This is a genomic window from Nocardiopsis sp. NPDC006139 (genome assembly GCF_040614155.1).
In the GTDB taxonomy this organism is placed as follows: Bacteria; Actinomycetota; Actinomycetes; order Streptosporangiales; family Streptosporangiaceae; genus Nocardiopsis; species Nocardiopsis changdeensis.
Genome location: NZ_JBEXTT010000002.1, coordinates 82,655 through 97,013, shown reverse-complemented (window position 1 = coordinate 97,013; position 14,359 = coordinate 82,655). Strand labels below are relative to the sequence as shown.

Below are 14,359 nucleotides of genomic sequence, written 5' to 3'. Positions count from 1 at the left end.
CGGGGCGGCGTCCCCCTCCCGCACGCGCCGGGGGGCTGCGAAGCTGAGCCGATGGAGCACACGCCTGGACCCCGGATCGGGGACGCGTTCGGACGCACGCTGCGGCTCTGCTGGGCCGCCGGAGCGGTGCCGGGCGCGGCCGTCGAGATCATCGAGCGCGAGGACGGCCACATCAGCGCCGGCGACGCGAGCCGCTACTTCACCCCCGCCGAGGAGCTGTCCGCCCTGGACCGCACCGCCCTGGAGGCCGCCCGCGGCCGCGTCCTGGACGTGGGCGCCGGAGCGGGGCGCCACGCCCTGGCCCTCCGGGCGCGGGGCGTGGACGTCACGGGGATCGACCCGTCCCCGGGGGCCGTCGAGGTCGCCCGGCAGCGCGGGGTGAGGGCCGAGGCCGGGTCCATCGCACGTCCGCCCGCCGGGATCGGAGCGTTCGACTCCCTCCTGCTGCTGGGGAACAACCTGGGTCTCCTCCAGGGCGAACAGGCCGCCCCGCGGGTGCTGGAACAGCTGGCGGCCCTGGCCCGGCCCGGAGCCCTGCTGATCGGCACCGGCATGGACCCGGCCACCTCCGATCCCGAGCACACCGCCTACCACGATCACAACCGGGCGCGGGGGCGGCTGCCCGGCCAGATCCGTATGCGGGTCCGGAGCGGCACCCTGGCCACCGGCTGGTTCGACTACCTGCTGGTCGGCCCCGACGGACTCGAACGGCTCGTCCACCGGTCCCCGTGGCGGCTGGAGTCCGTCCGGGAACAGGGCCGGAACTACTCGGCGGTGCTGCGCCTCCGGTGAGACCGCGCTGTTCCCGTGCCCGGTCCGGCGGCTCCGCGTCCGGTCCGCGCGGCGGCCGCCGGCACCGCACGGCCCCGACCGGGTCTCGCCGCGCCCGTCATGACGCCTTCCTCCGCAGCAGGACTCCCAGCCGGACGGCGGAGGCCAGGAAGAAGACCCCGCCGACGGCCGCGTAGCCGCCGACCCCGGCGATGTCGCCGGAGCCCCGCAGGCCCTGGGCCAGGAAGGCGGCCCCGGCCAGGACCGAGATCCCGCCGCCGAGGATCTGCGGCACCCGGCCACCGGAACCCGGCCGGCGGACGGCGGCGACGAGCTGGGGGATGCCGGAGCCCACGGCCCACACGCCCCAGACGGCGAGGGCGGCGGCGGTGGAGACCGTCGACGCCCAGCCCAGGGCGACGGCCACGGCGGCGCTGACCGCCACGTTGGTCCACTCCGCCGCCCGGGGCGCACCGGGGTCCCGGTCCCCGGTCCGCAGCTGCCACAGGACCGCGCCCGCGTCGAAGAGCGGGTAGACGACGAGGAGGGCGGTCAGCAGCGGCCCCGCGCTCCCCGAGGCCGGGAACAGGACCGCCGCCCAGGCGACGGCGAAGGCGAAGCGGACGAGGTACAGGCGGCGCAGCGCGGCGTCGAACCGCGACGGCGCGGCCGTGTCGGACACGGTCATGGTGTCTCTCTTTCCTGGAGGATGCGGAGGTCGGGTGCGGCCGGCGGGCCCGTGCACGCGACGCCGGGAACGGCCTCCGCACATCGGCCCTCCCCGGGCGCCATAAGTAGAGTAACTAGTTCGTCTACATTGGCGACCCTAAACTGTCCGCAGTGCTGGTGCAACCAGTGGGACACCTCGAGACAGGAGCAGGACATGCACGCCGAGGCCGCCGGACCGGTGAAGCGCGCCCGGTCGGGGTCCGCCACGAGAGCGCGCATCCTCGCCGCCGCGAACGAGCTGTTCTACGCGCACGGCATCCGCGCCACGAGTGCCGACCGCATCATCGAGCAGGTGGGCATCACGAAGGTGACCTTCTACCGCCACTTCCGCGCCAAGGGCGACCTCGTGGTCGCCTACCTGGAGGAACAGGCGGCCGCGGAGCGCGCGTGGCTCCGGGACGTGCGCCGCGGGGGCGACCCGCTGGGATCGCTGCGCGCGCTTGCCGCCGGCATCGGGGACGCGAGCTGCCGCCCCGGGTTCCGCGGGTGCGCGTTCATCAACGCGGCGGCGGAGTTCTCCGACCCGGACGACCCGGTCCGGGCCGCCGTCGACGCGCACCGCGGATGGATGCTCGGGGAGTTCGCCGCCATCGCCGCCGAGGCGGGCGCGGCCGACGTCGACGCCACCGCGAGGCAGCTGATGCTCCTGCGGGACGGGGCGATGGTGAACGGCTACCTCGGCGACCCGGAGGCCGTCGCGGACTCCCTCGGCTCCGCGTTCGCCTCGGTCGTCACGGCCGCGGCGGGCGGGGGCGGGGCCGCGCCCGGGGGGTCCCCGCCGGCCCGGTGACGCGGGCGCCGCCGGCCCGCGCCGCGGCGGCGGGCGGGGCACCGCGCGGAAGGCTTCTTCGGCCGGGGTGCGGGCCGGTCAGGCCGTGGGCACCGGGTCCCCGGCGTCCGCGGCCTCGGCGCCCGGCCAGACCCCGCGGTCCACCAGGTGCGCGACCAGGGCCGCGATGTTCCACGCGTCGTCCTCGCCCCGGTGGTGGCGCCCCTCCAGCGGCAGCCCGGCGGCGTCCAGCGCCCGCGCCATGCCCGGCGGCCTCTTGCGCATCCCGTAGGCCTCGCCGAAGACCCTCTTGGCGTTGACGTGGCGGGCGCCGAACGGGTAGCCGACCCCGGTCATCGCGCACTGGCGCTCGAACTGCCTGCGGTCGTAGTCGCCCCAGCTCGCCCACGGGCGCTCGGCCGACCGGTGCTCGGCGACCAGCCAACGGCAGGCCTCGGCGAAGTCCACCGCGCCCTCGACCATCTCCGGGGTGATCCCCGTCAGCTCGGTGCAGAACGGGCTCACCTCGGACCGCCCGGGCCGGACCAGCAGCCCGTGCCGGGACACCCGCTCCCCCGTGGCGGCGTCGACGACGCTCAGCCCGATCTCGATGATCTCGTTGGCCGAGCCCGGCGGCGGCGACCCCCTCCAGCAGGTGGCCTCGACGTCCACGATGTTCCACAGCTCCGTACCCATGGAGCGGATTCGACCACGGCGGGACGGAACGTGTCACCGGGTTTTCGGGTCAGTCCCGGTGCGCGTACTCCACCAGCCGCCGCACCCGGTCCGGCATGTTCACGTACGGGTCCCGGCCCGCCATCTCGAACCCCTGCTGCGCGTACCGGTTGACCCCCAGCCGGAAGTCGCACCCCTCCGACACCTTGCTGTCCCAGACCTTCACGGCCCGGATCCGCTCGTACTCGGGCAGCACGCGCGGCACGTCCGCGTACCACTGCAGGGTCTCCCGCGCCCCGATGAACGTCGTCCCCATCTCGCCGATCATCACCGGCTTGGCCGGGTCGATCCCGTGTTTGGGGCCCTCGTTCTGGATCCACTCGTACGCCGGCCGCAGCGCGTCCTCGAACGAGTCCACGTGGTCCCACCCCGGCATGAGGTCGCAGCCGGTCATGTTGTACGCCTCCCAGCTGATCCAGTCGACGTACTCGTTGCCCGGCCACAGCCCCGGCAGCCGTTCGAGGTTGTCCCGCCAGCCGGTCACGTTCCACACCCAGATGGCGTTGTCGGCCCCCTCCTCCTCGTAGAGGTCGACGATGTGCCGCCACGCCCGGGTGAACTCCTGCGGCGTCCCGCGCTTGTTGTAGCGCTTGTTGGCGTCGGCCTCGTGGTCGAAGGTGAGGAAGTAGGGCGCCTCCAGCGCGGCCACCGCGCGCGCCTGGCTGCGCAGCACCCCGTCGAACTCCCCGGCCAGGATGGACCGGTAGGACACGTCGGGGTGCCCGGGCCGCGTGAACCTGCGCGCCTCGATGTTGGTGTGCACGAACCGCCCCTCGGCCACCAGGCGCCGCTCCCGCTCACCGGGGACCTGGGCCTGGTCGATGCCGCGCCAGGTGTACACGATGTCCATCCGGCGCCCGGCGGCCTCCTCCAGCTGGTCGACGTCGCCCTCGTGGGGGCTGCCGCCCCACCACACCCCGCAGCTGGGTTCGAGGATCTCCGAGACGGTGCAGCGGTACTCGGCCCCGGAGGGCAGTCCCAGCATGGGCGCGGTGAACGAGCGCCGGGGCGCCTCCGCCTGCCCGGTCGGCCCGGTCGGCCCGCCCCCGTCCGCTCCGGTGAGAGTGAGGGTGAGCAGCACGGCCCCCATCGACGCCATCACCCGTACCGGTCCGCTGTCCACAACGCCCGCCCCCCGAAGTCTGCACAGAAAGTGTTCTTATGAACACAATATGTTACAACAGGCGGACGCAACACCCCCAGCAGGCAAAACGGACGGAGATCAGCGGCCCCGACCCGGGATCAGTACCCGTACCGCCGCCGCCCCGGTACCGTCATCGCCGTCACCAGCCTCCGCCGCCACGGCGGCAGGGCCTCACGCCACCCCTGGTCGGAGCGCACCCCCACCGGCCCGGCGGCGAAGCGCATCGGGTTGCCCGACAGGGCGTGCCCCCGCGACAGCGACACCCCGTCCTCCAGGTCCGGGCACTCCCCCCGGTACCCGGCGAACTCGGCGATGCGCGCGAACTCCTCGTTCGGCGCGGCCGTGAAGTCCTCGTAGCGCACCCGCAGCGTGGGGATGCCGCGCCGGGCCAGGGCGTCGAAGCAGGCGTTCTGCGCCATCCACTGCACCGCGGAGCGCCCCGCGGAGTAGCGGGCCATCTCCGGTTCGCTGCTGTCGGGCGAGGCGTCCGGCCGGGGCACCCGCTTGCTCCAGGAGTGCGCCACCGCCCGGGGGTCGCGCACCACGTGCAGCAGCCGCATCCGGGCCCCGTACCGCCAGCGCAGGCAGGCGGCCAGGGAGGCGTGCTTGCTGGCGTCGACGATCACCGACGAGCCGCCGACCAGGGCGATCGCGGTGTAGAGCCGGTGGTACAGCTCCGTGTAGCGGACGCTGCGCTCGGCCAGCGGCCCCTCGTCCGAGCCGTTGAGCAGGACGGGCAGGAAACGGGTCCGGTCCACGCGGTCCTTGAGGCCCAGCACGCGCCGCACGTCCAGCCGCTGCCAGCCGCCGAACGCCTCCCTGCCCACGTCCTCCCAGAACCCGCAGTCGGCGAACGGCAGCCCGCACCCGCAGAGCTCGTTCTCCACCACCCCGCGCCGCCACAGGTGCACCGTCTCGCCGACCGAGCAGAACCCGGGCAGCTCGCCCAGCAGCCGCTCGATCAGGGTCGATCCGGAACGGCCCATGCCGCCGACGAACACCAACCGGTATGCCTCTTCCACCCGTCCAGGCTATTACTTTCCGTTACTACTCGCTCCCGTTGCGGGATATTCCCCCGTCCGGGCATGCGACGGCCCCGGGCCGGGGGTTCGCGTCCCGGGCCGGGGCCGTCATCATTCGTCCTGGGTCAGGGCCGGGGTGTGGACGGGCGGGGTCTCCACATCCCGGACCGGGTCACAGGCCCTGGACGTTGAGCAGGATGTTCACGGTGCCCGAGGGGACGCCGCTCAGCTTGTCCTGCCCGCCGTTGGCGACCAGCCAGTCCTGGATGGTGGCCTGGTCGGCGTCGCCGTTGGCGCTCTTGTACAGCGCGGCCGCGCCGGCCACGTGCGGGCTGGCCATCGAGGTGCCGGAGAGGGCCTCGACGCCGCCGCCCGGGACGGTCGACTCGATCGCGACGCCCGGGGCGTACAGGTCCACCGGGGAGCCGTGGTTGGAGAAGTAGGCCGCGGCGTCGTTGCGGTCGGAGGCGCCGACGGTGGTGACGCCCTCGGCGCGGGCCGGGGAGACGTTGTTCGCGTCCTGGCCCTCGTTGCCCGCGGCGACCGCCACGAACACACCGGAGTCGGCCAGGGCGTTGACGGCGTCGTCCACGGCCTGGGAGGCGGGGCCGCCCAGGGACAGGTTGGCGACGGAGTTGTCGGGGGCGTTGGCGGCCACCCAGTCGATACCGGCGATGACGTCGTCGTAGCTGCCCGAGCCGCTGTCGCTCAGCACCTTGACGCCGAACAGGTCGGCGGCCGGGGCCACACCGTAGGTCGCGGAGCCGATGGTGCCCGCGACGTGGGTGCCGTGGCCGTTGCCGTCGAACCCGTCGCCGCCGTAGGCGTCGAAGGCGGAGGAGGCCCGGCCCTCGAAGTCGGGGTGGTCCGGGTCGATGCCGGTGTCGATGATGTAGGCGGAGACGCCCGAGCCGTCGGCCGTGGTGGTGTAGGAGTCGTCCAGGGGGAGGTCCTCCTGGTCGATGCGGTCCAGGCCCCAGGTGGCGGTCGTGTGGGCGACGCCGACCTGCTCGACGTAGGCCACGCCGTCCTGGGCCCGCAGCTCCTGCACCTCGGCGGTGGTCAGGGTCGCGGAGTACCCCTGGAAGACCTCCTCGTAGGTGTGGTTGACGTCGTTCGCCGCGATCCCGAGCGCGCTCGGGGTGACCGACGCGGTGCCCATGGTCTCCTCCAGGACCACGAACCACTCGCCCGAGACTGCGTCGGTGCTCGTGTAGAGGGGGGCCAGCTCGTCGGCGCCGGCGGCGACGGCGCCGGACAGGGCCAGGGGGACGGAGAGGGCGCCGGCGGCGACGAAGCCGATCACGGCCCGGCGGGGGTGGTGCTTATGCACTCTTTTTCTCCTAGGTGGGGGTATGGGGATGTAAGAGACACAGCGCGTGATAACCGACTGTGATCAGTCGATTGCTCCTTTGCTGCGATGTGCAACCCTAATCACCGACTGTCCTTTACGCCAGGGTTCAGCGGATTTTTTTCGCCGTTCGTCTCGCCGGGAAGCCCGATCCGGCACCGCGCGTCGCACCGCACCCGTCTGCGCCCACTCCGGAGCGCGATGCCGCTTAACGCTCGTGTAGTGGGACTTCGCCCTTTCCCGGAGAGGAAAGGGGACGGCGTACCGATGACACCGGAACACGGTTTTACGTTGAGAAATATGGAGGAAATACGCGAATGATGAAGCCATTGATTCATGAAACCGGCCGGAGCCGGAGGGGCCCGCCCACCCTTCGTGCACCCTCCGTCACCGACCCCGCGCACGACGAAGGGGCCGCCCGATGGGCGGCCCCTTCCGTGCGTCGGTGCCCGGCACCTGCGCCCCGCGCGCCTCCTGCGCCGCCAGGGGTCCATGGGGCGCCACGCGGACTCCGAAAGCGCGCGGCCGCGGCACCGTCACCTGGCCCGGCGTCCCTTGCAGGCGGAGGCCTCCGGCCCCTCCCCCGCGGCGTTCGCCCGCCCACCGCCCTCACAGAACGGCCCACGGCCGCGGGCTTCGCCGGGGTGTCCCCTCCCCGCCGCCGGAGGACCGTGAGGCGGCACAGGGGTGCGTTCGGAGAGCGGGCCCTAGTCGGCCCGGACGACCATGCCGGCGCCGACCGTGGCGTTGGTGGCCTCGTCGATGAGGATGAACCCGCCCGTCTGCCGGTTGCGCGAGTACTCGTCGACGAACAGCGGCTGGGTGGAGCGCAGCCGCACCCGGCCGATCTCGTTGAGCGCCAGGTGGTCGGCCTGCTCGTCGCGGTGCAGCGTGTTGACGTCCAGCCGGTAGCGCAGGTCCTTCACCATGACCTTCGCCGTGCGGGTGGTGTGCTTGACGATGAGCTTGGAGCGCGGCGTCAGCTTGCGCGCGTCCGTCATCCAGCAGACCATCGCCTCGATGTCCTGGGACGCCGTGGGCGTGTTGTTGGGGCGGCAGATCATGTCGCCCCGGGAGATGTCGATCTCGTCCTCCAGCAGGAGGGTGACCGACATCGGCGCGAACGCCTCGGCGACGTCCCCGTCCGCTGTGGTGATCCTGGCGATCCGGCTGGTCAGCCCGGACGGCAGGTGCACCACCTCGTCCCCCGGCTTGAGCACTCCCCCGGCGAGCTGGCCCGCGTAGCCGCGGTAGTCGTGCAGTTCGGGGTCGTCGGACCGGTGCGGCCGGATCACGTACTGCACCGGGAACCGCGCGTCGATGAGGTTGCGGTCCGAGGCGATGTGCACGTTCTCCAGGTGGTGCAGCAGCGAGGGGCCGCTGTACCAGGGCATGTTCTCGGAGCGTTCCACCACGTTGTCGCCGTGCAGGGCGGAGATGGGCACGAAGGTGAGGTCGCGCGCGTCCAGCTTGGCGGCGAAGTCGGTGAACTCCGCCTTGATCTCCTCGAACCGGGCCTGGTCGTAGTCGACCAGGTCCATCTTGTTGACCGCCAGGACCAGGTGCGGGACCTGGAGCAGCGTGGTGAGAAAGGCGTGCCGGCGGCTCTGCTCCTGGAGGCCCTTGCGCGCGTCCACCAGGATGATCGCCAGGTCGGCGGTGGAGGCCCCGGTGACCATGTTGCGGGTGTACTGGATGTGCCCGGGGGTGTCCGCGATGATGAACGTCCGCTTGGGCGTGGCGAAGTACCGGTAGGCCACGTCGATGGTGATGCCCTGTTCGCGCTCGGCCCGCAGGCCGTCGGTGAGCAGCGCCAGGTTGGTGTGCTCCTCGCCGCGCGCGGCGCTGGTCCGCTCCACCGCGTCGAGCTGGTCCTCGAAGATCGACTTGGAGTCGAACAGCAGGCGGCCGATCAGGGTGCTCTTGCCGTCGTCCACGGAGCCCGCCGTGGCGAACCGCAGGATGTCGTTGCTCATGCTCGCTGGTCCTCTGTGGGAAGAAATGCGTCCGAAGGGCGGGCGGGGCGTGCTGCTCCGCGGGCGTCCGTGGGGGCCGGTGGAGGGCTAGAAGTAGCCCTCGCGCTTGCGGTCCTCCATGGCGGCCTCGCTGGCGCGGTCGTCGGCCCGGGTCTGCCCGCGCTCGGTGATCCGGGTCGCGGCGATCTCGGCGATGATGTCGTCGAGCTCCACGGCGGTCGACTTCACCGCGCCGGTGCAGGTCAGGTCGCCCACCGTGCGGTAGCGCACGGTCTCGGTGAAGGGGACCTCGGTGTCGTCGCGCGCGATGATCGGGGAGTCGGCGAGCAGGATGCCGTCGCGCTCGAACACGCTGCGCTCGTGCGCGAAGTAGATGGAGGGCAGCTCCAGCCGCTCCCGCCGGATGTAGGCCCACACGTCCAGCTCGGTCCAGTTGGAGATCGGGAAGACGCGGATGTGCTCGCCCCGGTCGATGCGGGTGTTGAACACGCTCCACAGTTCGGGGCGCTGGTTCTTGGGGTCCCACTGGCCGAACTCGTCGCGGAAGGAGAACACGCGCTCCTTGGCGCGGGCCTTCTCCTCGTCGCGGCGGGCGCCGCCGAAGGCCGCGTCGAACCCGTGCTCCTCGATGGCCTCCAGCAGGGCGGCGGTCTGGAGGCGGTTGCGGCTGGCCCAGCGGCCGGTGGGCTCGGCGACCTTGCCCGCGTCGATCTGCTCCTGGACGGAGGCGACGACCAGGCGCACCCCGGCCTGCTCGACCCGGCGGTCCCGGAACTCGATGACCTCGGGGAAGTTGTGGCCGGTGTCGACGTGCATGACCGGGAACGGGACGGCGCCCGGCCAGAAGGCCTTCTCCGCGAGGCGGAGCATGACGATCGAGTCCTTGCCGCCGGAGAAGAGCAGCACCGGCCGCTCGAACTCCGCGGCCACCTCGCGCATGATGAAGATCGCCTCGGCCTCGAGGACGTCCAGCTGGGAGAGCTGGTAGCGCCCGGGCGCCTGCTGACTCGCCTGACCCATGAATCCGCCTTAGAGATACCGCTGGGGGCACCGGTTCGGACGACGGCGGAGGGCCTCTCGGCTAGCCCCCCGCGTGCGGACCGGCGCTGTCCAGGTCCGCGCCGTCGCGGATGCTAGCCAACAACATACCCGACAATTCCGATCGACATACAAGGACATCGGGGAGTAGCGGGTCGGCTACGTTGTAGCGCAGGGGCGAACCGTCGATCCGGGAGGCGTGCAGGCCGGCCGCCTGGGCGACCGCCACCGGGGCGGCCGTGTCCCACTCGTACTGGCCGCCGGCGTGGACGTAGATGTCGGCCATGCCCAGCAGTACCGAGCAGATCTTGGCGCCCGCCGACCCCATCGGGACCAGCTCGGCGCCCAGCTGGGTGGCCATCCGCTGCGCGAACGCGGGCGGGCGCGAGCGGCTGACCGTGATCCGCAGCCGCTGCCCCGACGGGCGCTCCTCGGGCAGCCAGGGCGGGTCCACCGTCGACAGGGTGCTGCCCTGCGCGGGCAGCGCGACCGCCCCGGCGACCAGCTCGCCGTTCTCCCACAGGGCCACGTGCACCGCCCAGTCGACCCGGCCCGCCTCGGCGAACTCGCGGGTGCCGTCCAGCGGGTCGATGATCCACACCCGGCGGGCGCGCAGCCGGGCCGGGTCGTCCACGCCCTCCTCGGAGAGCACCGCGTCGCTGGGGCGCAGCCGCCCCAGGGCGGAGAACAGGAACTCGTGCGAGGTCCGGTCGCCCAGGGTCCGCAGGACGTCGGGCTCGTCGAAGCCGTGCCGGGCGCGCAGGCGCAGCAGCAGCTGCCCCGCCTCGCTCGCCAGGTCGCGGGCCACCTCATGATCGTTTCGGATGTTCTTCACCGCTCAGTACGCCCCCGCCCCACGGATCACCGCTGACCACGTCTTCCACAGGATCTGGATGTCCAACGTCAGCGACCAGTTTTCCACGTAGCGCAGATCCAGGCGGACCGATTCCTCCCATGAGAGGTCGGACCGGCCGCTGACCTGCCACAGCCCCGTCAGCCCCGGTTTGACCACCAGCCTGCGGCGGACGTCGTGCCCGTAGCGGGCGACCTCCTCCGGAAGCGGCGGCCGGGGGCCGACCAGGGACATCTCGCCCCGGACCACGTTGACGAGCTGGGGGAGCTCGTCGAGCGAGTACCGGCGCAGCCAGGCCCCGACCGGGGTCACCCTGGGGTCCCGTCGCATCTTGAACAGCACACCGTCGTGCTCGTTGCGGGACCGCAGCGCCGCCTTCAGCGATTCGGCCCCGACCACCATGGTACGGAACTTGTACACGGGGAACTCGGAGCCACCCCGGCCTACGCGCGTCTGGGTGAAGAAGACCGGGCCGCCGTCCTCCCACCGGATGAGCACGGCGAGCACCAGGAACAGGGGGGACAGCAGGGCCAGGGCCAGCGCCGCGGCGCCGCGGTCGAAGGCGCTCTTGAGGATCCGGCGGACCCCGGCGAGCTCGGGGTGCTCCACGTGCAGCAGGGGGAGCCCGGCGACGGGGCGGATGGTGGTGCGCGGGCCGGCGACCTCCATGAGGGCGGAGGCGACCAGGAGTTCGGTGCCGGACTTCTCCAGGCGCCAGGCCAGGCGGCGCAGCTCGACGCCGTCCATCTCGGGACAGGCCAGGACCGCGACGGTGTCGGCGCCGACCAGGGCGGCGGCGTCGGCGGCCCCGGCGAAGGAGCCCAGGACCGGACAGCCCTCGACCTGGGCGGCCCCCGCCGCCGCCTCGTGTTCGGGCAGGCAGACGCCGACCACGCGCATGCCGTGGTAGACCTCGCCGCGGAAGCGCCGGATGAGGTCGCCCGCGGCCGACCGGTGGCCGACCACGACGACGCCGTTCATGCAGTCCCCGGACCGGCGGCGGCGGTGCAGCGCCTTGCGCCTGGCGTAGCGCAGGGCGAGCGTGGCCAGCAGCACCAGCGGCAGGGTGACCAGGACGTAGCCGCGGGCGAGGTCGAACTTGACCGCGTAGGCGACGATGGCGGTCCCGGCGGCCAGGGCCAGCCCGGCCACGGCGACCCGCCGGTACTCCTCGGTGCCCACCCCGATGAAGCGGCGGGCGTAGCCGCCGGCCAGGCAGACGAACAGGCACCACAGCGGCGGCAGGGCCAGGGAGAGCCACAGGTAGGGGACGGTGGTGGCGGCGGTGAGCGCCCCGTGGAAGCGGGCGGTCGTCCCGATCAGGCCCGCACCCAGGGCGGCGACCAGGTCGAGCACCAGCAGTCCGGACACGTAGGCGCGCGTCCACGGCCGGGGCGGCAGGGGCAGGGAGCCGACCTCCGGCATGACGGACGCCGGTACCGCCACCGTCCGCCGGTGGACGTCCTTCACCCCACTACTTGCGACCATGTATCCCCCAAGACCGGCACCGGTCCGAAAGTCATCACTGCACGTCATCGGCCGAGCGGCGGAACGCCACCCTGACAGTAACTAAAAGTAGTGGAAAAGTCGCTCTGTGTGCCCTCCTGTCGGCGAAGAAAGGCCGGTCGGCTCGGGAATGTGTCCCTCCCGATACCGACCGGCCCCAGGCGGTTCCGCAATGCGGACACCGGCCGCCCGCACGACGACTTGACCGAAACCCTCAGCCCAGGGCCTCCGCCAGCCGCTGCTGCACGGCCGCCGCCTCCGGCTCCCCGCCCCGCCGCAGCGCACTGGCCAGCATCAGCCGGGCGTGGGAGTCGTCGGGCCTCTCGGCCACCAGCGCCTCCAGGTCCCGGCGGGCCCTTCCCACCTGGGCGGAACGCAGCCGCGCGCGGGCGGCGGCCAGCCGTACGCCCCGGTCGTCCCCGTATTCCGCCAGCAGCGGCTCCAGCAGGGTGAGCGCGCCCAGCGGGTCCTTCTCCACCAGCGCCTCGGCCAGGCGCAGCCGCTCCACCTCCGCCGGCAGGCTCCGGTCCGGACGCTCCCCGGCCCGGTCCAGGAACACTCCGATCTCCTCCGGGTGGCGGGCCCCCTCCAGGGCCAGGTCGCCCACCAGCAGGGTGGGAGAGGTGCGCACGCCCCGGGCCCGGCCGCGCAGCAGCAGCTCGCGCACTTCCCGGTCGCCCTCCCCCGCCCGCAGCAGGCGGCCCCCGTCCGCGAAGCCCGCCCGGTCGGCGGCCCGCTCCAGGACCTCGGCGGAACCGATGTCGCCGGCCTCCACGAAGTGGATCCGCATGACCTCCTCGGCCACCGCGCCCTGGAGGGCGGGGCCGCCCTCGCGCTCGGCCAGGTACAGCAGCCGGTGGGCGCCGTGGGAGCTCACGTGCCAGGCGGCGCCCCAGCGGGGGAAGCCCTCGGCGGCGGCCACCTCGGCCACCCGGGCCCGGTTCTGCTCCGGGCTCAGGTGCGGGGCGCACGCCCGGAGGGCCGTGTCCACGAAGGGGTCGCGCAGCAGCCCGTCCAGCGGCCGGGCCCGCTCGGGGGCGGTGGGGTCGATGCGGTAGGGCCGCCACACCACCTCCACGGACCCCCCGCCGCGCGCGGCCAGGGCCCGCTCCACCCTCCGCTTGCCGATGTACGCCCAGGGGCAGACCACGTCCGCCCAGATCTCCAGTCGCATGCTCATACGGAGAGACTAAACAACAGCTGTTGATTAAACAACACATATTGCTTAGACGACGTGTGTCGTACCCTGGTGGCGTGAACCCCGACGACCCGCGCGCCCGCCGCACCCGCGCCGGACTGCGCGCCGCCCTGCTGACCCTGCTCGCCGACACCGCGCCCGAGCGCGTCACCGTGTCCGCGGTGGCCCGCGAGGCGGGGATCAACCGCGCCACGGTGTACCAGCACTACCCCGACATCGACGCGCTGGTGGCCGACGCCATGGAGGACGCGCTCGCGCACGTGGCGCGCTGCGCCGCCCTGTGTCCGCTGGAGGCCCCGGAGAAGGGGGCCCCGGCCCCCCTCGTGGACCTGTTCGCCCACGTCGCCGAGCACGCCGCGCTCTACCGGACGCTGCTGGCCGGGGACTTCGCCCACCGGCTGCGCGCGGGTGTGGCCGGGGAGCTGCGGGAGCGGTTCGCGGCGGGCGCCCGGCCGCCGGGCACCGGCGGGGTCCCGGACCGGGCGCTGGCCGCCCACCTGTCCGGCGGCCTGGTCGCCCTGATCGCCGACCGGGTCGCGGCGGACGCACCGGCGGCCTCTGCCGAGGAGGCCGCCGGCGTCGCCTGGCGCCTGCTGGCCCCGGTCCGCTACCGCTGAGGAAAGGCCCGGGGACGGCGGAGGGCCGTGCGGTGTCCCGCACGGCCCTCCGGTGGTCCCGCCGCCGGTCAGACGGCGGTGTGGTAGATGTTCTGGGCGCGTTCGAGGCCGTCGGTGAGGACCGTGCGGACCGCGTCGGCGGCGCGCTCGATGTTGAGGTCGAGCTCCCCGCGCTCGGTCGAGGAGAAGTCGCGCAGCACGTAGTCCGCCGGGTCCATCCGTCCGGGCGGGCGGCCCACGCCGAACCGGACCCGCAGGTAGTCCGGGCCGCCCAGGGAGGAGGTGAGGGACTTGAGCCCGTTGTGGCCGCCCGAGCCGCCGCCCTTCTTCAGCTTCAGGGCGCCGAAGTCGATGTCCATCTCGTCGTGCACGACGACGATCCGCTCCATCGGCACCTTGTAGAACCGGGCCAGCCCCGACACCGGGCCGCCCGACAGGTTCATGTAGGTGCGCGGCTTGGCCAGCACCACCGCGGTGCCCTCCAGGCGGGTCTCCACCGCCTCGGCGTGCGCCCGGTGCGCCTTCCAGCGCTCGCCCCCCGCCAGGGCGTCCACCACCATGAAGCCCGCGTTGTGCCGGTTCCCGGCGTACTTGGGCCCCGGGTTGCCCAGCCCGACGACCAGCCAGCGCTCGGTCTCCGCCATGTCCTT

Annotated in this window: 14 protein-coding genes; 3 read left to right on the top strand and 11 right to left on the bottom strand. The window is 73.1% G+C overall.

From position 1 onward, the window contains the following. The first annotated feature begins 51 nt into the window (after positions 1 to 51). The gene (locus tag ABZ249_RS02555; RefSeq protein ID WP_355256244.1) at positions 52 to 792 is read left to right on the top strand and encodes a class I SAM-dependent methyltransferase; all 741 of its coding nucleotides are present in this window, start codon (positions 52 to 54) and stop codon (positions 790 to 792) included. 97 nt (positions 793 to 889) lie between these two features. On the opposite strand, the gene ABZ249_RS02550 is transcribed toward ABZ249_RS02555, so the two are convergent. After that, entirely contained in the window at positions 890 to 1,459 is a 570-nt protein-coding gene (locus ABZ249_RS02550; RefSeq protein WP_355256241.1) for a hypothetical protein, read from the bottom strand. 195 nt (positions 1,460 to 1,654) lie between these two features. Between ABZ249_RS02550 and ABZ249_RS02545 the strand changes: the two genes are divergently transcribed. Continuing rightward, positions 1,655 to 2,290 carry a TetR/AcrR family transcriptional regulator gene (locus tag ABZ249_RS02545; RefSeq protein ID WP_355256238.1) on the top strand — a complete coding sequence of 212 codons (636 nt, stop codon included), beginning with the start codon at positions 1,655 to 1,657 and terminating at the stop codon, positions 2,288 to 2,290. A gap of 78 nt (positions 2,291 to 2,368) precedes the next feature. Here the strand turns inward: ABZ249_RS02545 and ABZ249_RS02540 are convergent, their stop codons facing one another. The 9 genes from ABZ249_RS02540 to ABZ249_RS02500 all read right to left on the bottom strand — a co-directional run bounded on the left by ABZ249_RS02540 (position 2,369) and on the right by ABZ249_RS02500 (position 13,068). Beyond that, the gene (locus ABZ249_RS02540) at positions 2,369 to 2,965 is read right to left on the bottom strand and encodes a 3'-5' exonuclease (RefSeq protein ID WP_355256235.1); all 597 of its coding nucleotides are present in this window, start codon (positions 2,963 to 2,965) and stop codon (positions 2,369 to 2,371) included. Between the two features lie 49 nt (positions 2,966 to 3,014). Next, the gene (locus ABZ249_RS02535; RefSeq protein WP_355256232.1) at positions 3,015 to 4,127 is read right to left on the bottom strand and encodes a glycosyl hydrolase; all 1,113 of its coding nucleotides are present in this window, start codon (positions 4,125 to 4,127) and stop codon (positions 3,015 to 3,017) included. Positions 4,128 to 4,246: 119 nt separating this feature from the next. Continuing rightward, positions 4,247 to 5,134 (bottom strand): sulfotransferase domain-containing protein, encoded by an 888-nt coding sequence (locus ABZ249_RS02530; RefSeq protein WP_220565535.1) that lies wholly within the window; start codon positions 5,132 to 5,134, stop codon positions 4,247 to 4,249. A gap of 208 nt (positions 5,135 to 5,342) precedes the next feature. Then, positions 5,343 to 6,503: a S8 family peptidase gene (locus ABZ249_RS02525; RefSeq protein WP_220564871.1), complete on the bottom strand. Its 1,161-nt coding sequence runs from the start codon at positions 6,501 to 6,503 to the stop codon at positions 5,343 to 5,345. A gap of 725 nt (positions 6,504 to 7,228) precedes the next feature. Further along, complete coding sequence (gene cysN / locus ABZ249_RS02520) at positions 7,229 to 8,497, bottom strand: sulfate adenylyltransferase subunit CysN (RefSeq protein ID WP_220564870.1); 1,269 nt, start codon at positions 8,495 to 8,497, stop codon at positions 7,229 to 7,231. Positions 8,498 to 8,584: 87 nt separating this feature from the next. Next, positions 8,585 to 9,517: a sulfate adenylyltransferase subunit CysD gene (cysD, locus tag ABZ249_RS02515; protein WP_355256228.1), complete on the bottom strand. Its 933-nt coding sequence runs from the start codon at positions 9,515 to 9,517 to the stop codon at positions 8,585 to 8,587. 61 nt (positions 9,518 to 9,578) lie between these two features. Beyond that, on the bottom strand, positions 9,579 to 10,370 hold the full coding sequence (locus tag ABZ249_RS02510; protein ID WP_220564868.1) for a 3'(2'),5'-bisphosphate nucleotidase CysQ: 792 nt from the start codon (positions 10,368 to 10,370) through the stop codon (positions 9,579 to 9,581). A 3-nt stretch (positions 10,371 to 10,373) separates the two neighbouring features. Continuing rightward, a complete protein-coding gene (locus tag ABZ249_RS02505; RefSeq protein WP_355257073.1) occupies positions 10,374 to 11,813 on the bottom strand; it encodes a sugar transferase in 1,440 nt (479 codons plus the stop codon). 295 nt (positions 11,814 to 12,108) lie between these two features. Beyond that, the gene (locus ABZ249_RS02500; protein ID WP_355257070.1) at positions 12,109 to 13,068 is read right to left on the bottom strand and encodes a DsbA family protein; all 960 of its coding nucleotides are present in this window, start codon (positions 13,066 to 13,068) and stop codon (positions 12,109 to 12,111) included. Between the two features lie 80 nt (positions 13,069 to 13,148). Between ABZ249_RS02500 and ABZ249_RS02495 the strand changes: the two genes are divergently transcribed. Beyond that, a complete protein-coding gene (locus ABZ249_RS02495; protein WP_355256225.1) occupies positions 13,149 to 13,709 on the top strand; it encodes a TetR/AcrR family transcriptional regulator in 561 nt (186 codons plus the stop codon). Positions 13,710 to 13,777: 68 nt separating this feature from the next. On the opposite strand, the gene pth is transcribed toward ABZ249_RS02495, so the two are convergent. After that, a complete protein-coding gene (gene pth / locus ABZ249_RS02490; protein ID WP_220564866.1) occupies positions 13,778 to 14,353 on the bottom strand; it encodes an aminoacyl-tRNA hydrolase in 576 nt (191 codons plus the stop codon). Between the last annotated feature and the right edge of the window lie 6 nt (positions 14,354 to 14,359).

What these genes read in the sequence shown, in the direction of transcription:
- ABZ249_RS02555 (WP_355256244.1), top strand. Translation starts at nt 52, where the DNA reads ATGGAGCACACGCCTGGACCCCGGATCGGGGACGCGTTCGGACGCACG.
- ABZ249_RS02550 (WP_355256241.1), bottom strand. Translation starts at nt 1,459, where the DNA reads ATGACCGTGTCCGACACGGCCGCGCCGTCGCGGTTCGACGCCGCGCTG.
- ABZ249_RS02545 (WP_355256238.1), top strand. Translation starts at nt 1,655, where the DNA reads ATGCACGCCGAGGCCGCCGGACCGGTGAAGCGCGCCCGGTCGGGGTCC.
- ABZ249_RS02540 (WP_355256235.1), bottom strand. Translation starts at nt 2,965, where the DNA reads ATGGGTACGGAGCTGTGGAACATCGTGGACGTCGAGGCCACCTGCTGG.
- ABZ249_RS02530 (WP_220565535.1), bottom strand. Translation starts at nt 5,134, where the DNA reads ATGGGCCGTTCCGGATCGACCCTGATCGAGCGGCTGCTGGGCGAGCTG.
- cysN (WP_220564870.1), bottom strand. Translation starts at nt 8,497, where the DNA reads ATGAGCAACGACATCCTGCGGTTCGCCACGGCGGGCTCCGTGGACGAC.
- cysD (WP_355256228.1), bottom strand. Translation starts at nt 9,517, where the DNA reads ATGGGTCAGGCGAGTCAGCAGGCGCCCGGGCGCTACCAGCTCTCCCAG.
- ABZ249_RS02505 (WP_355257073.1), bottom strand. Translation starts at nt 11,813, where the DNA reads ATGCCGGAGGTCGGCTCCCTGCCCCTGCCGCCCCGGCCGTGGACGCGC.
- ABZ249_RS02500 (WP_355257070.1), bottom strand. Translation starts at nt 13,068, where the DNA reads ATGCGACTGGAGATCTGGGCGGACGTGGTCTGCCCCTGGGCGTACATC.
- pth (WP_220564866.1), bottom strand. Translation starts at nt 14,353, where the DNA reads ATGGCGGAGACCGAGCGCTGGCTGGTCGTCGGGCTGGGCAACCCGGGG.